General features: G+C 41.8%; 14 protein-coding genes. 1 reads left to right on the top strand and 13 read right to left on the bottom strand.

Annotated features, from left to right (window positions below; genetic code table 11):
- Positions 1-8 precede the first annotated feature (8 nt).
- From H580_RS0121340 to H580_RS0121310, 7 genes are all read right to left on the bottom strand, one after another.
- The gene (locus H580_RS0121340; protein ID WP_028596592.1) at positions 9-698 is read right to left on the bottom strand and encodes an aspartate/glutamate racemase family protein; all 690 of its coding nucleotides are present in this window, start codon (positions 696-698) and stop codon (positions 9-11) included.
- 87 nt (positions 699-785) lie between these two features.
- Positions 786-911: a hypothetical protein gene (locus H580_RS26885; protein WP_281167989.1), complete on the bottom strand. Its 126-nt coding sequence runs from the start codon at positions 909-911 to the stop codon at positions 786-788.
- Positions 912-928: 17 nt separating this feature from the next.
- Positions 929-1,642, bottom strand: coding sequence for a YjjG family noncanonical pyrimidine nucleotidase (locus H580_RS0121330; protein ID WP_028596591.1), 714 nt, complete (start codon positions 1,640-1,642; stop codon positions 929-931).
- A 70-nt stretch (positions 1,643-1,712) separates the two neighbouring features.
- Positions 1,713-2,189: a DMT family transporter gene (locus H580_RS0121325; RefSeq protein WP_036605608.1), complete on the bottom strand. Its 477-nt coding sequence runs from the start codon at positions 2,187-2,189 to the stop codon at positions 1,713-1,715.
- A gap of 61 nt (positions 2,190-2,250) precedes the next feature.
- Positions 2,251-2,949, bottom strand: a complete 699-nt coding sequence (locus tag H580_RS0121320; RefSeq protein ID WP_028596589.1) for a Crp/Fnr family transcriptional regulator — start codon at positions 2,947-2,949, stop codon at positions 2,251-2,253.
- A 54-nt stretch (positions 2,950-3,003) separates the two neighbouring features.
- Positions 3,004-3,429: a DMT family transporter gene (locus H580_RS0121315; protein ID WP_028596588.1), complete on the bottom strand. Its 426-nt coding sequence runs from the start codon at positions 3,427-3,429 to the stop codon at positions 3,004-3,006.
- 162 nt (positions 3,430-3,591) lie between these two features.
- Positions 3,592-3,963, bottom strand: a complete 372-nt coding sequence (locus tag H580_RS0121310; RefSeq protein WP_084509442.1) for a hypothetical protein — start codon at positions 3,961-3,963, stop codon at positions 3,592-3,594.
- Between the two features lie 166 nt (positions 3,964-4,129).
- Between H580_RS0121310 and H580_RS0121305 the strand changes: the two genes are divergently transcribed.
- Entirely contained in the window at positions 4,130-5,608 is a 1,479-nt protein-coding gene (locus H580_RS0121305; RefSeq protein WP_028596586.1) for an aldehyde dehydrogenase family protein, read from the top strand.
- A 112-nt stretch (positions 5,609-5,720) separates the two neighbouring features.
- Here the strand turns inward: H580_RS0121305 and H580_RS0121300 are convergent, their stop codons facing one another.
- From H580_RS0121300 to H580_RS0121275, 6 genes are all read right to left on the bottom strand, one after another.
- Positions 5,721-6,929, bottom strand: coding sequence for a macrolide family glycosyltransferase (locus tag H580_RS0121300; protein ID WP_028596585.1), 1,209 nt, complete (start codon positions 6,927-6,929; stop codon positions 5,721-5,723).
- 260 nt (positions 6,930-7,189) lie between these two features.
- Entirely contained in the window at positions 7,190-8,401 is a 1,212-nt protein-coding gene (locus H580_RS0121295; protein ID WP_028596584.1) for a macrolide family glycosyltransferase, read from the bottom strand.
- 182 nt (positions 8,402-8,583) lie between these two features.
- Positions 8,584-9,798: a macrolide family glycosyltransferase gene (locus tag H580_RS0121290; protein ID WP_028596583.1), complete on the bottom strand. Its 1,215-nt coding sequence runs from the start codon at positions 9,796-9,798 to the stop codon at positions 8,584-8,586.
- 258 nt (positions 9,799-10,056) lie between these two features.
- Positions 10,057-11,190, bottom strand: coding sequence for a glycoside hydrolase family 18 protein (locus H580_RS0121285; protein ID WP_028596582.1), 1,134 nt, complete (start codon positions 11,188-11,190; stop codon positions 10,057-10,059).
- 6 nt (positions 11,191-11,196) lie between these two features.
- Positions 11,197-12,300 (bottom strand): acyltransferase, encoded by a 1,104-nt coding sequence (locus H580_RS0121280; protein WP_028596581.1) that lies wholly within the window; start codon positions 12,298-12,300, stop codon positions 11,197-11,199.
- Between the two features lie 46 nt (positions 12,301-12,346).
- Entirely contained in the window at positions 12,347-13,672 is a 1,326-nt protein-coding gene (locus tag H580_RS0121275) for a glycosyltransferase family 2 protein (protein WP_028596580.1), read from the bottom strand.
- Positions 13,673-13,884: the final 212 nt, after the last annotated feature.

Here is a 13,884-nt window from a genome sequence, read left to right as displayed (position 1 = left end):
CTCTTCTACTACTCCAATGCCATTTTCACAGATTCTACAGCATGGATAATCGCAGTGTCAAATAGTGGAATATCGATAGCGTCAGCATGTACTAGCAGTCCAATTTCCGTACATCCAAGCACAATTCCTTCTGCCCCGTCTTCGATTAGCTTCTTCATCACATGAATATAGTAGTCTTTTGACGATTCCTTGAATGCACCACGGCATAACTCTTCATAAATAATACGATGAACCATTTCCCGCTCTTCCTTCTCAGGAACAATAACTGTAATGCCATGCAACTCTAATCGTGAGCTGATAAAATCTTGTTCCATCGTATACATCGTACCAAGTAAACCTACCTTTTTCAGGTTTGCCTGCTGAATTTGATTGGCTGTTGCGTCAGCAATATGTAAGACAGGAATGGATATTTTAGCTTCCACGGAAGCTATAACCTTATGCATCGTATTAGCACCGATCAAAATAAAGTCTGCGCCTGCTCGCTCCAATGCTTGAGCGGCATTTCCTAACAGCTCACCCGCACCTTCCCAATCACCGTTTGACTGAAAGCTAGCAACTTCATCAAAATCTACACTGTACATGAGGCATTTAGCTGAATGCAATCCGCCTAATCGTGCCTTCACTTCCTCATTGATGAGCCGGTAATAAAGCGCGGAAGACTCCCAGCTCATGCCGCCTATGAGACCAATCGTTTTCATGTAAAGCCCCTCCATCCACTCTGATACTACCATTTGCAACGCTATCTAATCTGGGTGGTTTTCGTTACTATTACAGAAAAACGGGGCTTAGTCAACGTATTTTATCGCATGATCCCAGGCAGCCTTGAAGTCTGCAACACTTGCATGTCTGAGCTCTCGCTCCTCACTTACTGCACGTAATGCAACCTCATACAGCACTAGCTTATCGTCCATGCACTTCCTCCTCAAAATTAACAAATAACGGCCGAATCTCTCTCTATTTGCAAAATGGGATACAGCTCTTCAAGCGTCTGTATTTGATAAGTAGGTAAAATACCTGTTTCTATCTCCTTCATGCTTGGATTCAACCAACAAGTATCCAATCCTGCCAGCATTCCGCCTCTGATATCAGCATTCAGTGAATCACCGATAAGTAACGCCTGTTCCTGAATAATTCCAGGGATTCGATCAAATACATACTGGAAGTATTCTTTCATTGGCTTCTGATATCCTGTATCTTCAGATACAAAAACAGCTTTGAAGTAAGGCAATAAGCCTGAATCCTGCAAGCGTCGATACTGCGTCTTCGATACTCCGTTCGTCACAATGTACAGATCATACTTATCGTGCAAGGATCGAATCAACTCCAGTGCTCCATCAATCAGTTGATGTCCTTCTTCTAAATAACTACGATATTTCTGCTCTAGTAAACATCCATCCACTTCTTGCCCATATTCCTTAAATAAGAGAGAGAACCGAGTGTTCACGACCTCATTCCGATCGATCAAACCTTCCTCAAATGATTGCCACAGTCTTTGATTCATCCATTTATACTGTGTTTCTATTTCCTCTGTTAATGCTATGTTCTGGCCATCAAACAACATACGAAGCGCCGCCCGCTCAGCAGCACCGAAGTCCAACAATGTATCATCTACATCAAATAATAACGTCTTATATGTCTTCAACATCAGTTCCCCAGCTCCCATTTCAAATAACCTACCCGTTCGGTAACCGCTTACTATGAGCAGTGCTTTGTTAAACCGCCTCAGCCCTACCAGCTTGCTCCTGCTTCTTTACTTTTCCGCCACTTAGCTTAAATACCAATATGCCTCCCACAATCATAAGGACACCAAACATTTGCTTAGATGTAAAAGGAACTTGCTCCAACCCAAACCAGCCAAGTGAATCCCATAATAGTGCAAAAACTAACTGGGATGTAAGTAAGATAGAGATCGCATACGTTGGCCCAAGCTGCTTGATGCCATTCACAATGCTAATGACAACACCTACACCAATCATACCGCTAAACCAGTACCAAGGCTGTGTATGGTGCAAAGTAAACAGATCCGTTCCTTCAACCAGTAGGCCGATCATGAAGGAAGCTAAGAACCCCGTTCCAAGCACTAACGAAGTCGTCGCCCACGAACCGATATGTTCATTCACTTTGCTATTAAATATATTTTGCAAGCCGACCAAAGAGCCGGATAGAAGTGCCAGTATAATCCCTATCATTGAAGTGTCCATCCTTCCTATGTCATTAAAAATGTTCCACCTCATTTACGAGCAGTCTACTCTACTCATAAATACTCCGGCCTGCTAGTGCACGAAGTCCTTCCCGATTTTTTATCAGAATGCCACCCTTGCTGCGTTCCACTAACCCATCCGCACAAAATTGCTGAATGATCCGATTCAAGTGACGGTAGCTTGTTCCGATTAAATTCGCTGCATCGCTTAGACTAACGGTGCCCAGTTGGCCATTGAACAAGTAACCAGATTCATCAGAAGAGATCGACAACAAATAACTTGCCAATCGAACTTCAACCGGATACATCAGGTTAAAACTCATCGAGTTTGATTTTACGCAAAACTTTCTAGTAATAATGTCGAGTAAAAAATTAAGCAGAGGCGCATAATCTTGTCCAAATTTCCGCAGCCAACGATGGTGAACTGTGATCATCGACACAGGGGAAACGGCCTCAACGGTATTGATAAAGTCAATTCCTCGTAAATACTCAATATCCCCGATCACTTCTAGCGGTGTCTTGAAAGACAAAATAAGTGCCTTTCCTTCTGCTGACGTCGTGTAGACTTTAATTTTCCCTTTCACGAGAATGTATAAGTATTGCGATGCCTCCCCTTGAGTGCAAATAGACTCGCCTTGTTTAAAATGAGCCAACGATACATGCATCAGTATCTGCTCATTAAAAATAGACTTGAGTTGATAGGCTTGCAAATAATGTTCAAGCTGGTCTTGATCTTTCACTTCATCCATAACGTGTATCCGCCCCTACCCTTTCATCAATCTATATCTTCTCCCTTCATTTTATCAAATTCCAAGTATAATAACGCCAATTATCATCATGCCGATACCGATAAATTGCGGCAGCCTCATTTTTTGTTTCACCACACCGAACGCTCCCGTACTATCAATTAAGAAAGTAATGATCAACTGTGCGATCAACACCCCAGATACGGCCATCGTAACGCCTATTTGTTGGATAGCCACAATATTTCCAAAAATGATGACCGCCGCAAGCGCCCCGCCTGCTGCATACCAAGGTTTAACTTGCTTCAAGTCCTGCCATTTCCCGTCGCGGACAAACATGAAAATAATGAATGCAGTTACAAAGCCTGTAAGCTGTGTAATGGTTGCTGCTTGCCAACTTCCTATGCCTTCGCTGATACGAGCGTTCGCTACACTTTGCAGTGTAATAAACGCTCCTCCTGCAATTGCAAATAGAATCCCTCGCATGCTCACTGTCACCTCACTTGGTTTTGATCTTATTAAAAAGGAGAACGACCGATTAGTGGTAGGACATATGTCCTCAACTTGAGAAAAACCATATATATCCACACAAAAAATATCCCTGTAGCCCAGTTAGTGGGAAGGGACATTAGGAAAGATAGCTCTAATTTACTTTTTATCCACTTGAAGCAGCGAAATCTTTTTAGTGGAATACGTATCTTTAATCTTCTCTTCCGTAATAAAGTTCAGCTTGAGTAGACTTGCAATTTTTGAAGGGTCCGCCTTTGACAGCATGCGCCACACCGTTGGATCTACTACTGCTGTATAAAGCTTGTTGTCATCAAATTCTTTTCTTTCTTGGTGAACAATCTTCACCTTGTAATGCTCCAATTCCAATTCGGATGCACCCTGTTCTGTACAATGGTTGAGTATTTCGCTCCGCAGCGCTGTTAATTCCTGTTCAATTTCTTTTTGCTGCTGCTTTAATTCATAATATCGTTGTACGTTCTGGTCCACTTCGTTCACGCTCCTCGCATACATTTGTATGCGAGTGAAGCTTGTTTATGATTTTCAATGATATTGCTAATTTCCACGTTATTTTCGTTCTAGATTCATTTGAACCATTAATAAGTATTTATGTAGGTCTTTACAGTCAATAAGCCTATTCGTTCAAATGACATCTTTTCAATAAGGAGCGAAGGATAACATGGAACAACTGACCGTTAGTCCCAAAGTGCAAACCTTTTTACAAGGCACGAAAAAGCTGTACATAAATGGTGAATGGGTGGAGTCCGCGCAGCACAAGGTATTTACGTCCGTCAATCCCGCTACAGGCAATGTGCTTGCTAGCATTTATGAAGCTCAGGAAGAAGATGTAGACAGAGCGGTTCGAGCAGCGCGTGAAGCATTTGATCATGGTGAATGGTCTCGCTTGAAGCCTGCGGACCGCAGTCGCTTGATTTATAAGCTGGCCGATCTAATTGAGGAACATAAAGATGAGTTAGCTCAGCTCGAAACGTTGGACAACGGTAAACCTCTCCGCGAGACAACAGCTGCGGATATTCCGCTTACGATCGAGCATTTCCGTTATTACGCAGGCTGGGCAACAAAAATGACAGGTCAAACGATTCCGACGAGCAATCAGTTTCTTACGTATACGCGACATGAAGCAGTAGGTGTTGTTGGACAGATTATCCCTTGGAACTTCCCTCTTCTAATGGCTGCATGGAAGTTGGGCGCTGCGCTTGCAACAGGCTGTACAGTTGTATTGAAGCCAGCTGAGCAGACGCCGTTATCTGCCTTGTACTTGGCACAATTGGCACATGAAGCAGGCTTTCCAAAAGGCGTCATCAATGTCATTCCTGGTTATGGCGAGACGGCTGGAGCACCGCTTGTACGGCATCCGCAAGTCGATAAAATTGCATTTACAGGCTCCACTTCTGTCGGCAAACTCATTATGAGAGACGCAGCGGCTACCGTAAAGAAAGTAACATTGGAATTAGGCGGCAAATCACCAAATATTATCTTCCCAGATGCAGATCTGTCCAAAGCTATTCCAGGCGCGCTGCAAGGTATTATGTTCAATCAAGGGCAAGTATGCTCAGCGGGTTCACGTCTATTTGTACAAAAGAAGCAGTACGATAACGTCGTCTCTGAACTGGTTACTGCCGCTAGAAAAATCAAACTTGGCTCTGGGTTGAACTGGAAGACAGAGATGGGACCGCTCGTATCCGCTGAGCAGCATGCAACTGTCCAACACTATATTGATAAAGGACGTTCTGAAGGTGCCGAATTGCTTACGGGAGGAAGGGTTCCTTATGAGCAAGGATACTTTGTAGAACCGACTATATTCGCAAATGTAGACCCAGCTATGACGATAGCTCGTGAAGAAATCTTTGGTCCGGTAGTTGCCGCAATGCCATATGACACGCTAGATGACTTGGTGGAACAAGCCAATCGCTCGGACTACGGTCTTGCAGCAGGCGTATGGACACAAGATGTTAAGCGCGCTCATGAAATGGCTGCCAAGCTAAGAGTCGGCACGGTGTGGGTGAACTGCTACAATGTGTTTGATGCGGCAGCTCCATTTGGAGGATATAAGCAGTCTGGCTTAGGACGTGAGATGGGCTCCTACGCTTTGGATAACTACACGGAAGTGAAGACGGTCTGGATCAACTTACATTAACGACAAGAGATTGCATGTTGCCAACATGTAACTTTACGTATAAAGGGCTCTCCCACATAGGGAAAGCCCTTTTACATGATAAGACTGAATCTCTTTAGGCTCAATCGCTATTTTATACTTTAGAAAATAAAGACGAGACATGCTTTGCAGCTGCTTCGTAACCACCCGCTTCGCGGAACGAATCACCGATTTTCTTAGCATTCTGTTTAAAAGAAGCATCCCCCAGTACTTGCAGCAAAGCTGACTTTAACACTTCAGGAGTAAGGTTATTTTTATCTAAGGCAATACCTGCTCCTAGCTCCTCTACCCGCTTCGCTACAACCGGTTGATCGGAACTTAGTGGGATCATAACAAGTGGAACATTATAATACAAAGCCTCACTTGTGCTATTCATACCCGCATGTGTAATAAAAGCATCTGCTCGCTGTAGAATTTCCAACTGTGGAACATAAGGCTCGATGATGAAATGATGCGGTATACAATCTCCTAGCTGATCCAAATCGGTGTCTTTACCGCATGATAATACGAATTGAGCGGGGATATCTTTAAAGGCGTCAAAGCATAACTTATAAAATTCTAAATCTTTATTCAAAATCGTACCCATGGATATGTACACGACCTGATCATGTCGAGAGTGAAGCTGCTCAAACGGAAAATCAGGAGCATCAAGACGAGGGATAATGGATGGTCCCGTAAATATGAAGCTATCATCAAGCTTATCCGCGTCAGGCTGGAAATAGCGACTCGTGAATATGAGCTTATACTGCCCAATTTGTCGGGAAACCTCTTCAAAGGATGGAACATCAAGGTTGTATTCGGCAGCTACTTGTTGTGTCGCATTCATAATTCGATCACGTAGACCATCCATATCAAAATCAACAGCATCAGGCGGCATTTCGAAATCTGGAACATTCGCGATAACAAAGTGGGTTATGGAGCAAATAGATGGAATCCCTAGTTGTGTTGCTATAATATGTCCACCCCAGCCAAACATGGAATCAAATAAAATGAAGTCAAAGGATTCATTCTTTGTAAGCCTTAAAATCTCTGGTACATGAGGCTGGATAATGCCGCGCAGCATAAATTCGGTGAATTGCAGTGGGTGTTTTACTTCTGCTGGATTAAATCCTAACTCTTTAAAAATTTGCTCATTCAATACGTACGGTAAAAATTGTGCCCCCGTCTGTGACAACTTCCCTCGATAATCCTCCGTACACATGTAAACGACTTCTTCTCCATTCTCAACTAGCTGCTTTACTAATCCTAATGTCGGGTTTACATGACCTTCTGCCGGAAGGTTTAGATACAGTATGCGTGCCATTTACTCCACCTCCGATTATTTTCGGGGCTAGTTCACTTCTACCTATGAAGTTATATTTCTCAATCTATGCGTGAGCAAGTCCCCAGCTTCTAGATACAGAACTTATGGCAATGACCACCATACTATGATAGATCAGCTTGAAGGAACGATCAACCTCATCACTCACATCACTTTCATGGCTTCATTTCTGTAGAGGAATATAAGCAAAATGGCTGTCTTCCATTGATAGGAGACAGCCATAGTATGTTCACGAGATGCAGTTATACTTTCAAAAATAAAGACATCAAGCGATTGGCAGCTTCTTCATAGCCACCAGCCTCGCGGAAAGAAGCCCCGATTTGTTTAGCCTGTTTTTTATACGACTCCTCTTGAAGCACTCGAAGCAAAGCGGATCTTAATCCTTCAGGAGTAAGGCTATTCTTATCCAAATAAATTCCCGCCCCTAATTCTTCAACCCGCTTAGCCACTAACGGTTGATCCGAAGTTAGTGGTATGGTGACAAGTGGTACATCATAATAGAGCGCTTCACTAGCACTATTCATACCAGCATGAGTGATAAAGGCATCCGCTCGTTGCAAAATTTCTAATTGGGGAACATAAGGTTCGATAATGAAGTTAGGTGGGATACAATCTCCGATTGGATCTAGATCAGTATCCTTGCCGCAAGCTAATACAAATTGAACCGGAATATCCTGAAAAGCTTCGAAGCAGAGCTTGTAAAATTCCACATCATTATTCACTATAGTGCCCATGGAAATGTATGCGACTTGCTCATATCGGGATCGAAGCAATTCAAATGGAAATTCAGGAGCATCATAACGAGGAGTGAGGGAAGGTCCCGTTAATATATAGCTATCATCAAGCTTATCTGCATCTGGATGGAAATAGCGGCTCGTAAACACTAGTTTACTTATGCCATGATGGAAAAATACTTCTTCAATCGCTGGAACAGCAACTTGATACGTATCGGCAATTCTCTCTAACGTACTTGTTGTCTGTTTATGCAGCCCTTCAATATCCAAGTCGCCATAATCAACAGAGGGTTCTTCAAGTTCCAGAGGCCCCGTAAAAGCAAAATGTGTAACTGAGCATATGGCTGGAATTCCAAGTTTCTCTTCTAAAATAGATCCACCCCAGCCGAACATCGAATCATAAATGAAGTAATCAAATGTTTCATTTTGCACAAGCCTCACTATTTCAGGGACATGGGGCTCAATAATGCCACGGAGAATAAAATCGATGAATTGCAGCGGATGCCTTGATTCCGTAGGTGTAAAACCAAGCTCTTCAAATAAATTTTCATTTACTTGATAGGCTCGAAACTCCGCCCCAGTCTGCTGAATCCTTTTCCTATAACCCTCCGTACACAGATATACAACTTCTTCTCCCTTGTCTACTAGCTCCTTCACTAATCCGATTGTCGGATTAACATGACCTTCTGAAGGAATGTTTACATACAGTATGCGTGCCACTTACTCCACCTCCATCAATGTATGGGGCAAGTTCACTTTTGCATATCATGTTGTAATACTAACTCTATTCGTGAGCAAGTCTCCCATCTTTCTAGCACTTCAATGTAAATATCCACCATATTATGATAGATCAGGTCCTAACGATGATCAAGCTATCACGATGGCTGACAAGATTCTATTTGTTACACTTTCGAAAATAAAGACATGATGCGCTCAGCAGCCTCTTGGTATCCACCAGCACTACGGAACGAATCCCCAATCATTTTTGCACGCTGCTTGTAGATCGGGTTGTTCAGCACCTTCAGCACAGCGAGCTTCAGCGTTTCAGGCGTAAGCTGTTCTTTATCCAATGTAATTCCTGCTCCTAAATGTGCTGCCTGCTGCGCCACAATCGGCTGGTCAGAGCTTAATGGAATAGCGATAAGCGGCACATGATAGTACAAAGCCTCACTTGCACTGTTCATGCCTGCATGTGTCACAAAGGCATCTGCTCTTTGCAGAATCTCCAGTTGAGGAACGTAAGGTTGTAGGATGAAATTAGAGGGAATGCTTTCTTCAAGGGATGTGATATCCGTTTCTCTACCACTAGCCAGCACGAATTGGGCCGGTATATCTTTAAAAGCCTCGAAGCATAGTTTATAAAATTCAATGTCTTTATTCAAAATGCTGCCCATGGAAATATATATGACTTTGTTATACTTCGAACGAAGTTGATCAAATGAAAAAGATGGAGCGTCAGGACGCGGTGAAATGGAAGGACCAGAAAAGATGTAGCTATCATCGTATTTTTCCGATTCAGGTTGGAAATAGCGGCTTGTAAATACAACTTTCAGTTGACCGTACTGGCGAGTAATATCATCTAGCGCAGGTACAGTCACCTTGCATGCTGATGCAACCCTCTCTGCTGAAGTCGTTAATCTCACGCATAGAGCTTCCACATCGAGGTTATCGTCTGCTTCTTTCATTTTAATAACATGGGATACAGGCTTATCAAATGCAAAATTCGTTGCAGAGCATATAAGTGGGATACCAAGCTTCTCACCTAAAATAGCGCCGCCCCAACCGAATAAGGAATCAACTATAACATAATCAAAGGAATCATTTTCAATTAAGCGTAACACTTCAGGAATAATGGGTTCAATCATGCCTCGAAGTATAAATTCGGTGAGGTGATGTGGATGTGTATATTCGGTGGGACTCAAGCCAAGTTCTACAAATAATTGTTCATTGATAGAATAGGCTCGGAATTCCGCTCCGGTCTGAGCCAGCCTATTCCGAAATGGTTCTACGTTCATGTAAACCACTTCTTCTCCATTGTCGACTAGCTGCTTTACCAAGCCTAATGTTGGATTTACGTGACCTTCTGCTGGGATCGTTACATATAACACGCGTGCCACTTACTCCACCTCCGTTTATTTATGGGGCAAGTTCACTATGTAATTCTAGCTGTGGAGCACCCTATAATCGTGATCAAGCCCCATGTCCATGTCCCATGATTAGAATGCTCCTAGAGCATATATCAGTTGGAGCATATGATCAAGCATTCCACCTATCCTTTTCACGTAGCGCTAAACCCCGAAAGTCCACGTCTAGTAAAGATAGTGGCCATTCCCTTACAAGGAAACAGCCACTAATGTTCAACCATTCTTCACATTTTAATCTAAGTGTTCAAATAAGTATTTCATAATTCCGTCTTTGGCATCATGCGAATATTCCCATACCATCGCGCCGCCTAAGTTTTTCTCTTGAATGTATTTCACTTTTGCTTCCAATGCTTGTTGATCCTCGTACGTGATGAAAATATCGCCGTTGTACAAGTAAGCTGCTTTGGCTTTATCGTCATAGTAACGCTTAAACCCTTGCTTATCCATAAACGTGGACACAAGTGTTTTATAACTAATATCAAACTTGTCGATATCAATTGAATCCCCAACTGTATATAGCCCCTGCAACTGTTTTTCCTTATCCCGGTGTACATTTTTCCATCCGTAGGAATACGCTGGAATACCCATCAGTATTTTCTTGCTGTCAATTTGACGGGATAAATAACGGTTCATAACTTCATCGATGCTGTTCGTTGCGATGCCTTTGGAATCGACGTAGAGATTCGCATTATGAGCAGTAGTATCCGACCATTCTCCCGTTAAGTCATAGCTCATCACATTGATATAGTCGATATAGGGCTCTACCTTTTTAACTTCTACATTGGTAAAGTACCATTCTTGTGTACCAGCTGCATAGCTGAGCAAGTAGTTTTTATTTTTCTTTGGAAGCTTGTCCAACTTCTCTCTGAGTTCTTTCATCAGACTTGTAAAGTTCACCGTATCAATGTCACGCGCCTTCTGCGTATTCCATGCATCGTACGCTGGGTACTCCCAGTCTATTTCGACCCCATCAAGTCCTAGCTCCCTAACCATGTTAATAATATTATCGGTAAACTCATCTCGGTTCTCGTCGAGCGCTGCGTCAGAGAAGCCATCAACCGCATAACCGCCTACTCCAAGCACAAATCGTGTCTTTTGATGTTCCTGCTTCCATCTTTTAATTGTGTTTTTTATCTCCTCGTCAGCCGCTTTGTCTTTGCTAAAATAAATTTCATTTTTATCAATATTCGCAAAGGAGATGTACGCGATGTCGAGATAATCTAACTGTGATTCATCAATCGTCTTATAAATCGGGATATAAGCCGCAGTCACCTTTTCATCTTTCGTGTTAGTCATATACATGTAAGTACTCATCCCAACTATTAATAGGGCAATAAATATTTTCGTAAAAATACTAACCTTCATGCTTAATCACCCTTTTCCACCAAATAGCAGCTTGGTTACATATTTATTGAGATGCAGGACTTTTACAGTTACGTAACTGATTAGGAATATAGCGACAACATTAAATAACAAGCTGGCACCTACTCGCAAGAAAGAAGCATCCACTTCGACTCTTCTAGAAATGGCCAATTCTACGAGCAAGTGGATTAAGTAAATACTAAAGCTTGCTTTGGATAAAGAACCGATGACCGCCTGAATTTTATGATTGAGCTTCTCATTCATTGAGGTCTCCTTATTTTGATAGTATAGATAGACCGCCACGGCCATAAAGAAGGTCGTTATTGAAAAGTTGCCATAAAACAATTCATCCAGCGAACCTTTGTACTGAGATACAAAATAAGTTGCGATTGGAGTAATAAAAAAGGAGGCAACACCGATATTAAACAACACATGTTTTACCCGCTGAGGCAGATCATAATGGAATAAGTAGTAACCGAGGACAAAATATCCGAGGAAACCCGAAAACAGATGAATTTTATTCATAATTGGAATGTATATGGGCTGGCCTGTCACCCGAAGCGCAATTTCTGCGACAAACGGATAAACAACACTGATCGAGAACCACCCTATGATGAAATATCTCAAATCTTTCTCGCTGCACACTTTTACCAGTTTACTTATTAATGGGACCGTCATATAGATGGCTATAATGGCATAAAGAAACCAGAGGTGAACATAATTACGCTCCGTAATGAATCGATACGCAAACCCCGTTACATATTCCCACAGTCCTGTCTGAACTTGTAAGATGTAAAATTGAGTATACAAATCATAAATGATTGACCAGCATAGCAAAGGGATAAATAGTGGCAAGATTCTTTTTATGTAAAAAGAACGATAGGACGTGACGTGAACCTTAAGCATCATCGCACCACTGATCATGAAAAACACAGGCACAGCGAAACGGGCTATCGAGTTTAATACATTGCTAATCCACCATGATGCTGAATTAAAGTCCGTAGAGCGTATTAATACATCTGCTGTCGTGTGCAGCGCGATAACCGCAACAATTGATAAAATACGGAGTATATCTATATGAATAATTCGATTCGGTTTTGCAGCGGGCTCCATTGTACTTTCCTCCTAGTTGTTCGTAGCAGACTCTAATGCCGGTACTTTAGCTAATAGAAGCAACACCTTTGCGCTCTACATAGCCCCATCCTTCGTCATTGTCGAAGTATTTGAACGTCCCAACGATTGTTAAGTATGTTAATATATTGCGGTACGTAAAGATTTCAAGCTGGCTGAATATAAACATATGAATGTAATCTTTCCACGTATAATTGCTGCCATATTTTTTGCATAAATATAGCGAGATTATGATTTGAATCGCATTAACAAATATAGACATGAAGAACAATAAGAAAGCGACCAATAAATTACCGCCAATAAGCAGCGTTTGTAGAATAAAGAAGATCGTTGTAAATGCCGTTAGGGTTCCTAAAATAAACCCATCGATAGCGAAAAAGATACTTACGCCAAAGCTGAACTTCTGAGACAGCTTGGACCAATAAATTAAGATGCAATCGATAAAAGCTTTCTGCCATCTAATTCTTTGCTTATAGAAGTTTTTAATATTTTCAGGGCATTCGGTATAGCACACCGCTTCAGGTGCATAGACGAGTCGTTTCTTGAGGTTTTTAGCTTTCAAATATTCGTGAATTTTAAGAGTTATATCAATGTCTTCTCCTACCGTACTGCGGAATCCATTGACTTCCATTAACAGATCCTTATAAAAGGCACCGAATGCGCCGGAGATGACGACGATTGAGTTAAAGGCGGATTGTGTTAACTTTCTTACATAGAAACCATGAATGTAGCTAATAATTTGACTTTTAATGATGCCTTTTCCTGTAAACTTCTCGAAAATGACACCGTTCTTTTTCTCTGCACCTTGTACAATTTTCACGGTGCCCCCTACAGCGACAACTTCCGGATCATGAAAGTACTGATTCACATATTTAAGAGAGTTTACTTCTAACATGCTGTCAGCATCCAGCGTAATAACGATATCAGCATGGGCACAATCAATCCCTGCATTTAGGGAATCCGCTTTACCGCCATTATGTTTGTCAATGACATATATATTGCGGTGTTTCTTCGACCGATACAATTGTTTAATCGGCTGATAGGCTAGCCGCTCGTCTGCTTTACGACGGTATATTTGCAGATCCAACAACTCATCGAGCCTCGATAACGTTCCATCTGTTGAACCATCATTAATAATGATAAGCTCATAGTTTTTATAACGTATTCCTTGTGCCGCATCGATACAGTTCTTGATCGTAAGCTCCTCGTTATAGGCAGGCACGAGTACTGATATCGACTTTTCTGCAAGCTTAGGCTTCAATTTCTTCACTTTGCTTGCAAAAAGGGGAATGAATGTATACAAAATTTGAAAGATTAAAAAGGTAATCGTCGTTACATAAAGAAAATATGACAAATCTCTCACTCCTCTTCTCTATTTTTTACGATAAAACGATAACCATACGTGCTGTATCTGCTTGTTGTAGGCTCGTTCACCTCTCTCTACCAACAATTAGGTAATTTCCACTACTACTATCAAACTACTTTTTTGATTCCAGAAAGTAAAACCGCATTAATTTTAAAGAAAACGAATACATCCTATTTTTTCAGGCATTTTCTTCCTCTTGA

It is taken from the genome of Paenibacillus assamensis DSM 18201 (genome assembly GCF_000422445.1).
GTDB lineage: Bacteria > Bacillota > Bacilli > Paenibacillales > Paenibacillaceae > Paenibacillus_B > Paenibacillus_B assamensis.
Note: the sequence above shows the minus strand (reverse complement) of the source record. Positions and strands in the feature narration are given on the sequence as shown.